17 protein-coding genes and 1 tRNA gene are annotated in these 14524 nt (G+C 33.6%); 11 read left to right on the top strand and 7 right to left on the bottom strand.

What is annotated here, in order from left to right:
• Positions 1-468 precede the first annotated feature (468 nt).
• Together ACN4EE_RS13155 and ACN4EE_RS13150 are read right to left on the bottom strand one after the other, a co-directional pair.
• Positions 469-550 (bottom strand) — tRNA-Leu (locus tag ACN4EE_RS13155).
• Positions 529-1395 (bottom strand): M48 family metallopeptidase, encoded by an 867-nt coding sequence (locus tag ACN4EE_RS13150; RefSeq protein ID WP_431706909.1) that lies wholly within the window; start codon positions 1393-1395, stop codon positions 529-531. Before ACN4EE_RS13150 ends, ACN4EE_RS13155 begins: the two co-directional genes overlap by 22 nt.
• 240 nt (positions 1396-1635) lie before the next feature.
• Between ACN4EE_RS13150 and ACN4EE_RS13145 the strand changes: the two genes are divergently transcribed.
• Positions 1636-1971, top strand: a complete 336-nt coding sequence (locus ACN4EE_RS13145) for a hypothetical protein (protein ID WP_431706908.1) — start codon at positions 1636-1638, stop codon at positions 1969-1971.
• A 41-nt stretch (positions 1972-2012) separates the two neighbouring features.
• Here the strand turns inward: ACN4EE_RS13145 and ACN4EE_RS13140 are convergent, their stop codons facing one another.
• Both ACN4EE_RS13140 and ACN4EE_RS13135 read right to left on the bottom strand, forming a co-directional pair.
• Positions 2013-2747, bottom strand: a complete 735-nt coding sequence (locus tag ACN4EE_RS13140; protein ID WP_431706910.1) for a lipoyl protein ligase domain-containing protein — start codon at positions 2745-2747, stop codon at positions 2013-2015.
• 88 nt (positions 2748-2835) lie between these two features.
• Entirely contained in the window at positions 2836-3729 is an 894-nt protein-coding gene (locus tag ACN4EE_RS13135) for a phosphatidate cytidylyltransferase (protein ID WP_431706907.1), read from the bottom strand.
• A 244-nt stretch (positions 3730-3973) separates the two neighbouring features.
• On the opposite strand from ACN4EE_RS13135, the gene ACN4EE_RS13130 reads away from it, so the two are divergent.
• The 4 genes from ACN4EE_RS13130 (at position 3974) to gap (ending at position 7738) form a co-directional block, all read left to right on the top strand.
• Complete coding sequence (locus ACN4EE_RS13130) at positions 3974-4219, top strand: UPF0175 family protein (protein ID WP_431706906.1); 246 nt, start codon at positions 3974-3976, stop codon at positions 4217-4219.
• Positions 4216-4707, top strand: coding sequence for a DUF3368 domain-containing protein (locus ACN4EE_RS13125; protein WP_431706905.1), 492 nt, complete (start codon positions 4216-4218; stop codon positions 4705-4707). Before ACN4EE_RS13130 ends, ACN4EE_RS13125 begins: the two co-directional genes overlap by 4 nt.
• A 16-nt stretch (positions 4708-4723) precedes the next feature.
• Positions 4724-6553, top strand: coding sequence for a DNA phosphorothioation-associated putative methyltransferase (locus ACN4EE_RS13120; RefSeq protein ID WP_431706904.1), 1830 nt, complete (start codon positions 4724-4726; stop codon positions 6551-6553).
• A 171-nt stretch (positions 6554-6724) separates the two neighbouring features.
• Complete coding sequence (gene gap / locus ACN4EE_RS13115) at positions 6725-7738, top strand: type I glyceraldehyde-3-phosphate dehydrogenase (RefSeq protein ID WP_431706903.1); 1014 nt, start codon at positions 6725-6727, stop codon at positions 7736-7738.
• Between the two features lie 58 nt (positions 7739-7796).
• On the opposite strand, the gene ACN4EE_RS13110 is transcribed toward gap, so the two are convergent.
• A complete protein-coding gene (locus ACN4EE_RS13110; RefSeq protein ID WP_431706902.1) occupies positions 7797-8363 on the bottom strand; it encodes a DUF3172 domain-containing protein in 567 nt (188 codons plus the stop codon).
• Positions 8364-8534: 171 nt separating this feature from the next.
• Here ACN4EE_RS13110 and ACN4EE_RS13105 point away from each other — a divergent pair, with 171 nt between their 5' ends.
• Positions 8535-8996 carry a hypothetical protein gene (locus ACN4EE_RS13105; RefSeq protein ID WP_431706901.1) on the top strand — a complete coding sequence of 154 codons (462 nt, stop codon included), beginning with the start codon at positions 8535-8537 and terminating at the stop codon, positions 8994-8996.
• An 8-nt stretch (positions 8997-9004) separates the two neighbouring features.
• On the opposite strand, the gene ACN4EE_RS13100 is transcribed toward ACN4EE_RS13105, so the two are convergent.
• Positions 9005-9427 carry a Fur family transcriptional regulator gene (locus ACN4EE_RS13100; protein ID WP_431706900.1) on the bottom strand — a complete coding sequence of 141 codons (423 nt, stop codon included), beginning with the start codon at positions 9425-9427 and terminating at the stop codon, positions 9005-9007.
• Between the two features lie 160 nt (positions 9428-9587).
• Here ACN4EE_RS13100 and ACN4EE_RS13095 point away from each other — a divergent pair, with 160 nt between their 5' ends.
• Positions 9588-10157, top strand: a complete 570-nt coding sequence (locus tag ACN4EE_RS13095; protein ID WP_431706899.1) for a peroxiredoxin — start codon at positions 9588-9590, stop codon at positions 10155-10157.
• Positions 10158-10503: 346 nt separating this feature from the next.
• Here the strand turns inward: ACN4EE_RS13095 and ACN4EE_RS13090 are convergent, their stop codons facing one another.
• A complete protein-coding gene (locus tag ACN4EE_RS13090) occupies positions 10504-11277 on the bottom strand; it encodes an RNA polymerase sigma factor SigF (RefSeq protein WP_431706898.1) in 774 nt (257 codons plus the stop codon).
• 317 nt (positions 11278-11594) lie between these two features.
• Between ACN4EE_RS13090 and ACN4EE_RS13085 the strand changes: the two genes are divergently transcribed.
• The 4 genes from ACN4EE_RS13085 (at position 11595) to ACN4EE_RS13070 (ending at position 14427) form a co-directional block, all read left to right on the top strand.
• Positions 11595-12203, top strand: a complete 609-nt coding sequence (locus ACN4EE_RS13085) for a class I SAM-dependent methyltransferase (RefSeq protein WP_431706897.1) — start codon at positions 11595-11597, stop codon at positions 12201-12203.
• Between the two features lie 54 nt (positions 12204-12257).
• The gene (locus ACN4EE_RS13080; RefSeq protein ID WP_431706896.1) at positions 12258-13088 is read left to right on the top strand and encodes a hypothetical protein; all 831 of its coding nucleotides are present in this window, start codon (positions 12258-12260) and stop codon (positions 13086-13088) included.
• Between the two features lie 424 nt (positions 13089-13512).
• A complete protein-coding gene (locus ACN4EE_RS13075) occupies positions 13513-13926 on the top strand; it encodes a hypothetical protein (RefSeq protein WP_431706895.1) in 414 nt (137 codons plus the stop codon).
• A gap of 54 nt (positions 13927-13980) precedes the next feature.
• On the top strand, positions 13981-14427 hold the full coding sequence (locus tag ACN4EE_RS13070; RefSeq protein WP_431706894.1) for a DUF5331 domain-containing protein: 447 nt from the start codon (positions 13981-13983) through the stop codon (positions 14425-14427).
• The last annotated feature ends 97 nt before the right edge of the window (positions 14428-14524 follow it).

Raw genomic sequence — 14524 nt, 5'->3', positions numbered from 1 at the left:
CGGCGTTAGTGGCTTTAGCAAAGCGACCTGGAAATGACGAGCAAGTATTACAAAAAAAGGTAGAAGATATACTCAAAAATAATCGAATTTCAAATTATATTGAATATTCAATCACAAAAAAGATTAGCTATGATAAAGTATATATTGGTCATGGTTCACGTTCTCAATAGGGTTCACACTCTACTTTCAAACCTTTAAGGATTGAAAATTGTTAGACACAGTTAGAAGGCTTATAAAAAGCGGTTTTTATGGTTCATACTCACTTAAAAACGGTTAGAACGGGTTTTAAAACAAATTTTGAAATAACTTAACAATATATAGTACTCTCTACTTTTATCTACTTAATCCTCTGTAACTGTCATTAAACAAACATATCATACATTGAAAATGAGCAAGTTATGAGCAAATATAAGTATTAAATATAGATGAAACTTGTTAAAACGATAATGGGATAAGGGGTGTAGAGAGTGGGCGGAGCGAGACTCGAACTCGCACAACCGAAGTCGCCACATTTTGAGTGTGGTGCGTCTACCAATTTCGCCATCCGCCCGAATGGTTACTTTTCTCAGTATAACTCATTTTACCTTTTTTGATCAACTCATCATAACTGCTCGATCGAGCCCAATGTTCAATTTCTTTTGCACGAATAATCGGTACAGGATGAGTTAATTGTGCTGTTTGCATCTCCTGCAACATTTTCCCCATATCGCTTTCTCCCATAGTTTTATAATCCCTAACCTGCTCCATAAAAGCATCTAAACTCAGTTTATTGGCTATACTAGGAGAGCCTCCCGTTAATTTCATCAGTACAGACATCACGATTTGTGGCTTTTGTACTACCAATAAAGCCGATCGATCGCAGGAAAATTCGGCACAACGCACCCATTGCAATAATTGATTTTGTAGAGACTGAGCAAGTAAACCGCCCCAAGTGGGTATTAAACCTGCACCTAACACCATAATATTAGCAAGAGAAAGATAAACCCCGTGTTCACATTTTAAATGCCCTAATTCGTGGGCTATGACGGCTTTAATTTCCTCCTCCGTGAGGATTTCTAACAGGGAAGTGTGAATCACAATAAAAGGTTTTTTACCCCGAATCGCTAAAGTATAAGCATTAGGTACAGGATTTTGTTGAATATACAATTGAGGTACTTCAATATCCAATATTTCACACGCCGAAACTAATAAATTATGCAAATCGGGCAACTGTTTTTCACTAATCAAAATACTAGAAGCAAGATTATTGAGATAGAAAAAATCTTCCGCTACTCCTCCTAAAAGCCCTCTCATGGCTAAGTCTAATCCCGGAATTTGTTTTAATCTAGTGGTGGCTTGAAAATCTAGGGGATGACGAAAATGATCCGCCTTCAGTCCAATCAATTTTACAGTCATGGTTTTAGTCTATAAATAGTTTTTTCCACATTCTAACAACAAGGGCAGTAAACAAACGAAAAATCAAGAAAAGTTGATTTAATAATTCAAGTTTAAAAAAAAAGTTTCATTTTGATCACTTTTGTGTAATAATAAATATTAAGTTTTTGTAAATCTTTTACAAAAATTCTTGCAATATGGGGAGTATTTATATTACCCTAGTCTTACCTAATGTCTAAATAATCAAAAGGAACAAAACATATGCGTGGCGTACACAGAACTTCGACAACTCAAATGGAAGTAACCAGTATCCGTTTAGAGAAAACCCTCAAAGATAGCTTAAAATCCTTATCTGGTAGTCAAGGTTATCAAACTTTAATCCGAGATATTCTTTGGAATTATGTACAACAAAAATCTGGTGAATATCGTCCTAATTTTTCTAAAACTGATATTCGTGCAACCATTCCAGCTACTGCCAGAAAAGACGAAAGTTGTGTTTTAAGCGGTAAATTAATTTCTGAAGACGATGCAATGTTATTGGCTTTAACCATTCACGGTGATTTCGTACCCGTTACCGAAGAAGCCATCAATAAATAAACGCTTTCTCTTCGTTTTTTACTGAGTATAGGTGTTAGGTTTTAGGTTTTAGTTTTTGCTTCTTGTGTCATTGCGAGGCACGAAGCAATCTCTTCAGAGGTTAAAGGTTGAATCTCAAACTGACAATTAAAGTATTCTCCTGCTGATTCTGTTAATACAGAGACGATCGAACCTAGGGATAAAACAGGAATTTCAGGACGGGGAGGCATGGTATTAAAAACCTTCTGAAATAACACTATATCAGGATTTAAGACCATTGAACCGTGTTGGAGGACAAATTTGCCCTTTTTTAACTGTGAGCTACCGATAAACTTATTTCCATTTCGATCGATCAAATCCGCATTAGTCGCCAGTTTAAAGCAATTTGCGGACTGTAAATATTGTTTGTCAGGTTGTCCAAAATCCAAATCAACCCCCAACTTATGCCAACCTCGAATCAAAAATTGGCATATCTGTCGATACACTTGATCTAAATTGCCCTGTAAATCAGAAGTGACTACCATATAAGTTAAATCCCCTTGGTGTAATACTCCACGACCACCACTAGGACGTTTCACTAAATCTAAGGGTTTTCCCTGATAAATAATATTATGCCAATGGCTAGGAAAGTGGCGTTTTTGACTCACCCCCAAAGAAATCGCAGGGGGATTCCATGTATAAAATCTTAGGGTAGGGGGATGATTGTATTTTTCATGTTGCATTAATAGCCATCGATCGATCGTCATGTGTAACGCACCATCTGCTTCCATTAAGGGTATCAAACGCCATGTTTTCATATCGTTGGGTTGATGTACAAAACCTAACAAAATTCCTGTTGTTGTCAAATAAAATTTGAGAGATTGCTTCTGATTTATTCAGTAAACCCTAATTAAATAAAGGTAATAAAAGAGTCACAAAGTAATAAACTAAAGGAGCAGTAAATATATAGCTGTCAGTTCGATCGAGTATGCCCCCATGCCCCGGAATCAACTCACCAGAATCTTTCACACCAGCATCTCTTTTCATCATAGATTCGAGTAAATCACCGAATAAACTCACAATACCGATGAGTAATCCTAATAATAACCCCGTGATTTGCCAATATGCCCAATCTAAAAACCAAGCACCACCCATACCAACTAACATACTTCCAGCAATACCAAAGAATGAACCCTCAACGGTTTTTTTCGGGCTAATATTAGATAGTTTCGTCTTACCAAAATTTTTGCCCACCAAATAAGCACCAATATCTGCCGCCCAAATACAAGCCATAGCAAGAAAAGTAATTTTCAGTGCATCGGGATAGGAATGAAAATCGAAAATACGACTAGGGAAATAACCATCTAAAGGTAAATTAGGAATATTGGGAATACTTTGCGCGTAGGCTTGATCTTGCCCTAAACTTACTCTTAGGCGTATCCAATAACTAGGCAAATATCCAGCGTAAAATAATCCCAAAATTGAGCTAGAAATATCCGCAATAGTCGCTAATTTTGGTAAAAATAAGAGGTAAAAACAAATTAACGCCCCTGCTAAGGCAAAAGTTGCATCGGTTAAACTAGGCACAAATGTCGCAGTAATCAATAAAAATTGTGATACTACCATCGTAGTTTTGACGGCTGGTTCAATACCCTTAGCTTTTACCAGACGAAAATACTCAATTTGGGCAAGATAGACGAGGATACCAAAGCAGATAGTAAAATAGAATCCCCCCAGTATAATCATAACTAAAGCTAGGGCGATCGCCACGATCGAGCTTATGGTTCGAGTATAGGGCATATTTAAAAATAGACAAATATTTGGAACTAATCTTCTATTTTATCTTAAAATCATTGATTGAGAGTGAGTAAAAGGCAAAAGGCAATAGAGTTTTAATTATTTTTATGATTTACACTTTCAGATAATTTATGGAAATGATAGAATGTTGTTAAATCAGTAAATCTGAGAGATTTAGTGTTAATCTTACAAAAACATGGAATTTTAAACAATATTAAAACAATATTAATTAGTATCTTGTCAAAAAATGAATATTACTATTCCCGATGATATTATTCAAGGCACAAATCTTAACGAAAAAGAGTTAGAAATCGATCTAGCTTTATGGTTATATAAACAAAATAAAATTAGCAGTGGAAAAATAAGAGCATGGTTAGATTTAACAGTTTTAGAATTTCAAGAAGAATTAGCCAAGAGAAATCTTGATATTAATTATGATGTAGAAGATCTTAATCAAGATATAAAAACTTTAACAAGTCTAGGACTTTTATGATTATTGTTAGCGATACTTCTTCTATTACTAATTTAGCTGCAATTAATCAGTTACATTTATTAAAATTATTATATAAATCAATTATTATTCCTCAAGCCGTTTATTTAGAATTAACAAAAAACAATGTACCGGGTAAAAAAGAAGTTCAAACCTTATCATGGATTCTTACTAAATCAGTACAAAATAAAGAAGAAGTTGAGCATATTTTAAACAGTACAAATAATATTCATTTGGGGAAAATTGAAGCTATTATTTTAGCAATAGAAATCAACGCAAATCTTTTATTAATGGATGAAAAACGTGGTAGAAATCTAGCTTTATCTTATCAACTGTCAGTAACAGGATTATTAGGAATTTTACTTCAAGCAAAAGACAAAAAATTAATTTCTTCGGTTAAAATGTTAATGGATGATATGATCAAAATAGCAAATTTTCGTATTAGTAAAGAACTTTATCAAAAAATGTTAAATGTCGCCCAAGAATCATAATTAATTAGTCAATTTTATGGTTAATAATTTTACAGAAATATGTCGCCTTGCCAAAGAGAGTCAAATAGGAAAACATCTTCCTAATAATCTTTATGTGCATATTTCAGCACTAATATTTTTAGATAATATTCTTCAAGATTACGAAAAAACAGCTAGAGAATTAATTAATAACACTGATTTTGATTTAGTTAAATTTAACCTAGAAGAGCCTAAAATATCTTATCTTTTTTATCCTGATTTTGACACGAATCCTCATCCTGCCCTGCAAAAAAGTATCATCGTTAATCTAGTTGAAAAAACAACTAAAGTGATGGATTATAGTAACTCTAATAATCCTCCTATTCTTCATCGCAAAGAAACATTTATACATCCCGATTATCCCCATTATCAAAAGTTTAAACATCTCACTTTTATTGAAGAAAATATAGGTTTATTAGACAACGCTCGTTATATTGGTACGCAGAAAGAATGGCAACAATTATTAAATGATCATTCTCTCACTTTTATTGATCATAATTTAGTGTGCAATTTAGACAATAACCCTCAAGAATTTATTAAAATCGATCGACATAAAGCCGCAATTCATCGTAATAGACTTTCTCGCCCAGTTAATTTAGCTTTAGAAGCAGGTTTATTTTCTGAAGAAACTACTTTTTTTGATTATGGATGTGGCCATGGTTTAGACGTTAAAATAATGGCAGAAAAAGGTTATGAAAGTAGCGGTTGGGATTTGTTTTATCAACCGAATAACCCTTTAAAAAAAGCGGATATTGTCAATTTAGGTTATATCATTAATGTCATTGAAAATGTCGCTGAAAGACGAGAAGCCTTATTAAAAGCATGGACATTAACTCAACAGGTTTTAATTGTCGCAGCCCAAGTGTTAATCGACGATCGACAAAAAGGATTTATGGTATATGGTGATGGTATCGTTACCGAAAGAAATACTTTTCAAAAATATTATGATCAAGAGGAGTTAAAAACTTATATTGAAAATGTCTTAAATCAAGAAGCCATCCCCGCAGGTTTAGGAATTTATTTTGTCTTTCGAGATAAAGAAAAAGCGAACAATTTTCGAGCCTCTCGTTTTCATTCTAGGGTAAGGACTCCTAGGGTTTTACAACCTCTGAAAAAGTTTGCTGATTACCAAGAATTATTAACTCCTCTGATGAATTTTTATACAGAAAGAGGAAGATTACCCCAAAAAGGAGAGTTAATTCAAGAAGCACAAATTAAAGCAGAATTTCGGACATTTAAACAGGCTTTTAAAGTTATTTTACAGGTAACAAATGAGTCTGAATGGGATACCATTGCCGATCGAAGAAGACAAGATATATTATTATATTTAGCCCTCAGTCACTTTACCACACGCCCCACTATTCGCCAACTATCCCCAGTGTTAAAAGCCGATATAAAAGAGTTATTTGGCAACTATCAAGCGTCTTGTTTTTTAGCCGATGAAATGTTAGTTACCTTGAGAAATCTTAACATAATTAAGCAAATTTGTCAAGAATTAAAAGTAGGAAAAACTTTTGAAAAAAGTTATTTAGTTCATCTTGATATGTTAGATTCTTTACCCACATTACTGAGACTTTATGAAGGTTGTGCCAGTCGTACGATCGGAAGGATGGAGGGGGCAAATTTAATCAGATTTTACTTTAATATTCCCCGTATTAGTTATTTATATGTACCAGATTTTGAGGAGAAAAAAGAGCCAAAATTAAAAACTACCATGTCGATCGATCTGCAAGATTTAAGGGTACAATATCGTAACTATTCCCATGAACAAAACGCCCCAATTATTAAAGATAAACACCTTTTAAAAATAAGAGAAATTGACGAATAAAAATTTAATTATACCTAAAATGTAGGTTGGGTTAGCGACAGCGTAACCCAACAAAAAAGCCATTAATATTAATATTTTCTTAAAATTTGAACCATTAAAAAAACTATAGGTACAATGAGAGCAAAAGCTAAATTTATTAGCTAACTTGTTATCAAAATTTAAAAGTTTTTTATGTCAAAAATCAAAATTGGAATTAACGGCTTCGGTAGGATTGGCAGACTGGTGTTTCGTGCGGGTTTAGAAAATCCAGACATCGAATTTGTGGGAATCAATGATTTAGTACCTCCTGAAAACATTGCCTATCTTCTCAAATACGACTCTACCCACGGTAAATTTAACGGTACAGTAGAAAGCAGTGCTGAGGGTATCATCGTTAATGGAAAACTTATCCCTTGTATGTCTGTACGCAATCCCGAAGAATTGCCTTGGGGGGAATTAGGTGCTGACTATGTAGTAGAAGCAACGGGATTATTTACCGACTTAGAAGGCGCTGGAAAACACTTAAAAGCTGGTGCGAAAAAAGTTGTCATTTCTGCACCTACAAAAGAACCCGATAAAGTTCCCACTTTACTCATGGGGGTAAATCATACTAATTACAATCCTGATACGGATCATGTGGTTTCTAACGCTAGTTGTACTACCAACTGTTTAGCACCCATCGCCAAAGTTATCGATGATAATTTCGGTTTAGTGGAAGGGTTAATGACGACAATCCATGCCATGACAGCAACACAGCCTACGGTAGATGGCCCTAGTAAAAAAGATTTAAGGGGTGGACGTAGTGCAACACAAAACATCATTCCAGCCTCCACAGGGGCGGCAAAAGCGGTGGCTTTGGTGTTACCGCAACTCAAAGGAAAGTTAACGGGTATGGCGTTTAGAGTACCTACTCCCGATGTTTCGGCGGTGGATTTAACCTTTAAAACCGAAAAGGCTACCACCTATCAAGCTATTTGTGACGCAATGAAAGAGGCTTCTGAAGGGGAATTGAACGGGGTTTTAGGTTATACTGAAGACGCTGTAGTATCTTCCGATTTTATTACAGACCCTCGATCGAGCATATTTGATGCCACAGCAGGAATGCAACTTAACTCTAACTTTTTCAAGGTAATTTCTTGGTATGACAACGAATGGGGTTACTCTAATCGGATGATTGATTTAATCTTGTTTATGGCAAATAAATAAAGGTTATTTTTTATGAATAAAAAACGGGTTTTTAAGCCCGTTTAAACTGTGTTAATAATTAGAAATTTTCTGTTTTTTTCGGATCAACTGTACCCGGGCGATTAAAGAATAAGTTACCTGCAGAGTCGTTTTGATAAATACATTCTATGCGAGGAGAACTTTCTAAAGTACCTGTAAATCCAAAGGTATTCATGCGATTTTTACACTGTCTAACTTGTTCATCGGTAACTAATTTTTGTTGTTCTAAAATTGACCAATTATTCTTTCTTAATACACACCCCGGTTTCATATTTGGTTGGGTTACATAGACATTAAAAGGATTGAGGGTGATAAATACTCTTAAATCTGAGACGATGGCACTTGCCCCAAATTGTACACAAATTTCGGGATTCGGCGCACTTCGATCGATCACTTCCCTTGAAGCTACATTAGGAGTACTTATAGTTTGTCCAGAACTTAAAGCAATACCAACACCAATACCCAAGATAAAAATACCTGCACAGATAGCCACGATGGTATAGTTTAAACCTTCCATGAAAGAGGGGGGTTTATTATTATTAGGTTTACGGGGTTGTGAATAGTCGTCGTAAGGATAAGTGTTTCTTGATCTCGGTTGCCGTTTCATTCCTTTTTTGGTTAGAAGATAGGATTTGTATATATTATAAATATTTTCTGCTCTCAATTGAATAAGTACTTGAAAATCAAGCTAATTTTGACAGGTTGTCTATTGACCTAGTAAATTAAATAGTTGATGATAAATGAGTCAAAAGATCACAAATTAAGGTTTTAATTTTTAATGCTCAAAGTCAAAAACTGTTCTTTCCTATTAATAACAATAGCTTCTTTATTATTCGTTAATACTAACAAAATTGAGGCACAAAATAACCATCATCATCAGAAAGAAAAATCAACCCATAATCATACTCACAAATCGATCGAACTGTCCGATAATGATACCATTCCCACTATAAAAATTATCGTATCTCCTGATAAGGTTAAAGGCTGGAATTTAGAAATTCAAAGCAGTAATTTTGTCTTTAAACCAGAAAATATCAATCAAAATAGTAATATAAACGAAGGTCATGGTCATTTATATATTAATGGCGAAAAAATAACGAGAATTTATAGTAATTGGTATCACATTCCCGAATTACCCAAAGGGAAAAATGAAATTAAAGTTACCCTTAATACCAACCTCCATGAAGACTTGATGTATAAAGGGAATGTTATTCAGGATGTTGTTATCATTCAACATTAGCATTTTATTTAAGTATTACAAGAGACTCGATCGCACTTTCCTTCCACAATAACTTCATATTTTGTCACGGTTAAGCTCGATCGAACTCCCGTTAAAGTAAGATTAGGAAAAGCATCCCAAGGAATATCCTCAATTTGTCCACAACACTGACAACGAAAATGATGATGGGGTGAAATATTCGCATCATAACGACAAACCCCCTCCTCCAACAAAACCTGTCGCACTAATCCCACTTCTTGCAAAGTCTGTAAAGAAAGATAAATCGTGGCTTGAGATAAAGTAGGCACATCTTGATTTAAGTCAGACAAAATTTGTTCCGCCGTAGGGTGATCTGTCCTATGGAGTAAATTAGTATAGACAGCAAATCGCTGAGGGGTGACTCTTAAACCCTTTGATTTTAAAGTTTGAATAATACTATTTTTATCGTACATTTTTCAAAGTTTTGATCGAATACTCTTTAATCTAGCATAACAAAATAAAATAATTCTTGTTATTGACAAATTCTTAAATAAGAGTTATTCTTAAATGAGAGGCAAAAATTGCCCTTAAGAATCAAGTAACTATAATTACAATTACTTTTGGAGTATAAAAATGGCTGTAATCGAAAAAGTACCTAGCGTTGTATTTAAAACCCGTGTGCGTGACGAATCCATCCAACCTAATCCTTACCGTTGGGAAGACAAAACCACCGAACAAATTTTTGGCGGTAAAAAAGTAGTTGTATTCTCTTTACCCGGTGCATTCACCCCTACTTGTTCTTCTAATCACCTTCCCCGTTATGAAGAATTATACGAAGAATTTAAAGCCCTTGGTGTGGACGAAATCATCTGTGTATCTGTAAATGATGCCTTCGTAATGTTCAAATGGGGTAAAGAAATCGGTGCTAAAAATGTATTTTTATTACCTGATGGCAACGGTGAATTTACCCGTAAAATGGGTATGTTAGTTGAGAAATGTAACTTAGGATTTGGTCCTCGTTCTTGGCGCTATTCTATGTTAGTTAATGACATGACGATCGAAAAAGTCTTTGTAGAAGAAGGATTCTCTGATAACTGTCCTACCGATCCTTTTGAAGTATCTGACGCTGATACCATGTTAGCTTACCTCAAAGGCGAAACTCCTGCTGGTGTTTGTGAACCCCGTAAAGAGTTTGTAGGTTAATAAGATTATTATTTTGTAGAACAAAAAACTCATAGGAGGGGTAAAACTCTGTTATGGGTTATTTTTATGAGGCATTTAACTTAACTTTTTTACGGTTATCACCTGAGTTCGACATAAAATTTTAGGTGATGTAAAGGTGTCAGGTGTTAGGTTAAAGAATTGATTAAAAATATATCTTAATTGATTTTTTTTGTTTTCAATTCTTGGATTAAATAACATAATCTGCTAAAAATTAAACCTGCTACCTGAAACCTGCTTCAGTCGGACATTCTTACATCGAACTGAGGTGTTATCGATCGTAAAAACTAGCTTACATCATAAATTTGACAAAATCATCTCAAAAAACCTAAAATTCTTCGGGTTCAATTAAACCTCTCATTTTAGTAATACCTTTTTTGACTCGACGAGATACCGTAATTACACTGATACCTAATTTCTCCGCCGTTTCTTTTTGGGTTAAGTCTTGTAAGAAAACAAACTCTAATACTTTTCTTGTGCCTTCTTCCAATTGTGCTAAAGCATTATTTAATCTGATTTTATCTTCTTCTACTAACTGAAAACTACGATATTGATGATCAGGTAAACAATCTGCTAAAGTATTTCGATCGTTATCATCATTGATGCTAGTATCTAAACTAATAGGTTCTCTATTTTGATGAGCTAATTTTACATCCTGCCATTCTTCCAAGGAAATCCCTAACTCTTTGGCAATTTCTCTATCGGTAGGTTGACGATTTAATTTACTTCTCAACTGTCTGACAATACGATTCGATTGGGTTTTTAACTCTACACAACGACGAGGAATACGAATCGAATAACCTTTATCCCTCAAATAATGTTGGATTTCTCCTTTGATATAGGGTAAGGCAAACGAACTAAACGCATAACCTTTGGTGGGATCAAATCTTTCAATGGCACGAATTAAACCTAAACAGCCTATTTGTAGCAAATCATCATAATTTTCTTGACACTGATTAATCCAATGACAAACTTCTTTTCTCACTAAGCCTAGATTTAGCTGTAAAATTTCATTACGCACGTTAAGATCTTGAGTTTCGTGATAACTCGCAAAGAGTCGATCGTTATCTAATTTGTATTCGGTAGAAGTTCTAGTCGTCATAATCTTAAGGCTACTTATTTACAAGTAAAATAGGGATAATTTTTTTATATTTATATTAAAAACCGTAATTCATAGTTCTAAATTTTATTATGATTCCATTATACTGAATCACTGAAATTTACAACAATGGGGAATTTACGGTATTTTTTTGATGAACCGATAAGGGATTTAACTATTTATACGGAGAAAATCCGTTATTTGTCAAGTTTATTCCCTGTTATGCTTAATTAAGTTCACAATTTTTATTGTTACTGTATTTTTTATTACTATTTATTAAATTTTTGACGGCTATTTTCCTTAAAATTTGGTTACAAAAAATGAAGAGTGATAATTTTTTTGATTATAAACGACTTTTTTTCGATCGATGGTCTAATTTTTATGATGTCACCTTAACGACTATTTTTTATCAAGGGATTCATCAAAGATTGTTACAATATGTTAACTTGTCGGCGGATGATTTTATTCTTGATTTAGGATGTGGCACAGGAAAATTATTAAATCGTTTAGGGGATAAATTTCCCGAAATTAAAGGCATTGGAGGGGATTTATCACCTGAAATGTTGCGTCAAGCAAGGGCGAATAATCGTCATCATCCCCGTTTTATTTTTACCCTCGCTAATGCTTGTGATTTACCTTTTGCTAACCATCAATTCGATGCTATATTCAATACCATCAGTTTTTTACATTACCCTAATCCTGAGTTAGTTTTTCAAGAAATCAGTAGAGTTTTAAAGCCAGATGGTTATTTTTATTTAGCGGATTATACTAGCGAAAAAGATGTTAATATTATTCCTTTTTCGCCGGGGGGTATTCGTTTTTACAGTAAAACTCGTAGAGAAATATTAGGACAAAATGTAGGGTTAAGTTCGATCGATCACTATTATCTTTTAAATGGAGTTGTATTGACAATTTTTAGAAAAAATTAATATAGTAAATAGTGAATAATTGTTAATTTTTAATTGTTAAGTTATGTAAAAAAAATGTCTTTTACCTTAATCAAAGGCACTTTTCATGCGGTGGGTTATTCTCCTGATGGTGACTCCATTCGTTTTAAAGCCTATAATCCCGAAAATTGGTCAAAATTAATTGGTATTCCACCCCAGTTAAATGAATTTAATCATGTACAAATTCGCTTGATTGGTATGGATAGTTTAGAAACTCATTTTCTTCAATGTCAGCAAAGTGTAAAATGGGCTTTAAGTGCCGCTAATTTTTTGTTACAATCCCTCGAAATTGACGGAGTAAAATGGAATCAAGAACAAAATTCGATCGTGAAAGCCGATGATAATATTGAGGGTTTTATTTTAGCAAAAAAAACGGATCAACATGGGCGTCCTTTGGGATTTGTTTTTAAGGGTAATATTGATGTTAAAGACGGGGAAATTTTCTTTTTACCCCTCGAATTATTTTTTGAATCAGTAAATTATCAAAGTTTGTTACATGGGGAGTCTTATCCCACTTATTATCGTGGTTTAGCCCCAACTTTAAGAAAAAAAATGACTCTTGCTGTTAACCATGCCAAAAAACATAATTTAGGGGTTTGGAAGTGTGATTCTACCAATAAAGGTTTTCATGTATGGGATTTATTTGACGAGGAAAAAGACATAGTTATTTTACCTAAATTATTTCGCCGTCTTGTCAGTTATTTAGAAACAAATCAAGAGTTAGAAGGGTTTAAATATTCGGTAGTAAAATCAGAAAAAGTGTTAGTTTTACCAGCTCAAACAAAAAAACTGTTTCGAGATATTATTATTCAAGAGGATACAATTTTTAAATTGTCTGAATTACCAGAAGATTTAGTCTATTTATAATCCTATCCCTATAGTTCTCTATCGGTAATGTTGTCAGCAATATCCATTCTATTCCTTTTTCTCCACTGGGTGGATTTTCTTCCACTACACTTAGTACATTGACCGATATTGATTCTTGTTTACTTTGTGAAAGGCACTCATGCAAGAGGCAAGAGGCAACAAAGATTATTGGTTATTTCCATTAATTTAAAAATATACAATCTATTTTGTTTTAGTTGAGTATAGCGGATTGTTACTATAGAGATTCAGAGGATAACGGATAGAATTAGAGATAATGAAGCGATAGTTAAAGGTATTTTCGTTTGATTCGATGTTTTGAGAGAACATTTATGAATTAATCAATAAGAATTTAAGCAAAAAAATAATATTCATTTACAATTACTATAACTTTATTGTAAAGAAAATATAAGAAAGATAAAGATTGATGAACGCATCTGAACAAGCAAAAGGATTAGAAATTACTAGCAAAATTGCTTCTATAGTCAACTTATTTAAACAATATTTCCCTGATGGAAAAGCTGATCTCAAACCTTGGCATAATGATCCTGATACTATTAATTTAGTTGATCCAGATTCGATCGATATAGCCTTTCATTTCCCCGGTTGGAGTCGCAAAATTCAAAGTCGCAGTATCTTACTACAAATAAGATTTCATCAAGACTCGATCGATCGACAACAACGGCTTATCGGCATTGAAACCGCAGGATTTAATCATACAGGAGAAGTCTGGAGATTTTCAACGGTGGATAACTGGCAATTAGAGGGGAGAGCGCTACCAACAGAGGAAACAAAAGAAAAACTTAAACAATTTTGTCGAGACATATTTCAGTTATTTTGAATCATTAACCATTAACAATTAACAATGAAAATTAAGAAAAAGAGGTAAAGTGAAATGGAAAATTTTGAAGAAATAAAAAAAAGATTAAAGAAAAAATGGTTGCAATATTATAAACATAATCGAAAATGGATTAATAAATACTGTCAAGAAAATTGTTTTGTGTCCGTACAAGGTTCATTGGAAGGAGAAACATGGGGTACGGGAGAAAGAAGTTTAGACGATAAAAGATTTTCAGAAGTACATCCTCCCAGTGAACTAATTATTGGAGTGATAACCGCTTTAGAGCCTCTTTTAGCACAATATTGGTTAACAGCTTTTGTGGATTTATATGCTAATAAAGAAAAAATCCTTGTGGCTTTAGGCTTAAATTTTGATCCCGAATTAGAGTTAAAAAAAATTGAACAAAAAAACTGGGAAAATCAACAATTAGTCCTTGAACCAGAGATAATTTTAGAAGAAAATCATTTAACCGAAAAACATTATTTATCCACTGAATCATAAATGATAAGTTATAACATATCTAAGTTTACTGATTGATACAGGGAAAAGTTAAATACATCCTAGCTTATTTTGTGTTAATTCTTTAACCTGATACCTG

Source organism: Geminocystis sp. CENA526, from assembly GCF_050753365.1.
Classification (GTDB): Bacteria; Cyanobacteriota; Cyanobacteriia; order Cyanobacteriales; family Cyanobacteriaceae; genus Geminocystis.
This window is presented reverse-complemented; position numbering and strand designations above follow the sequence as displayed.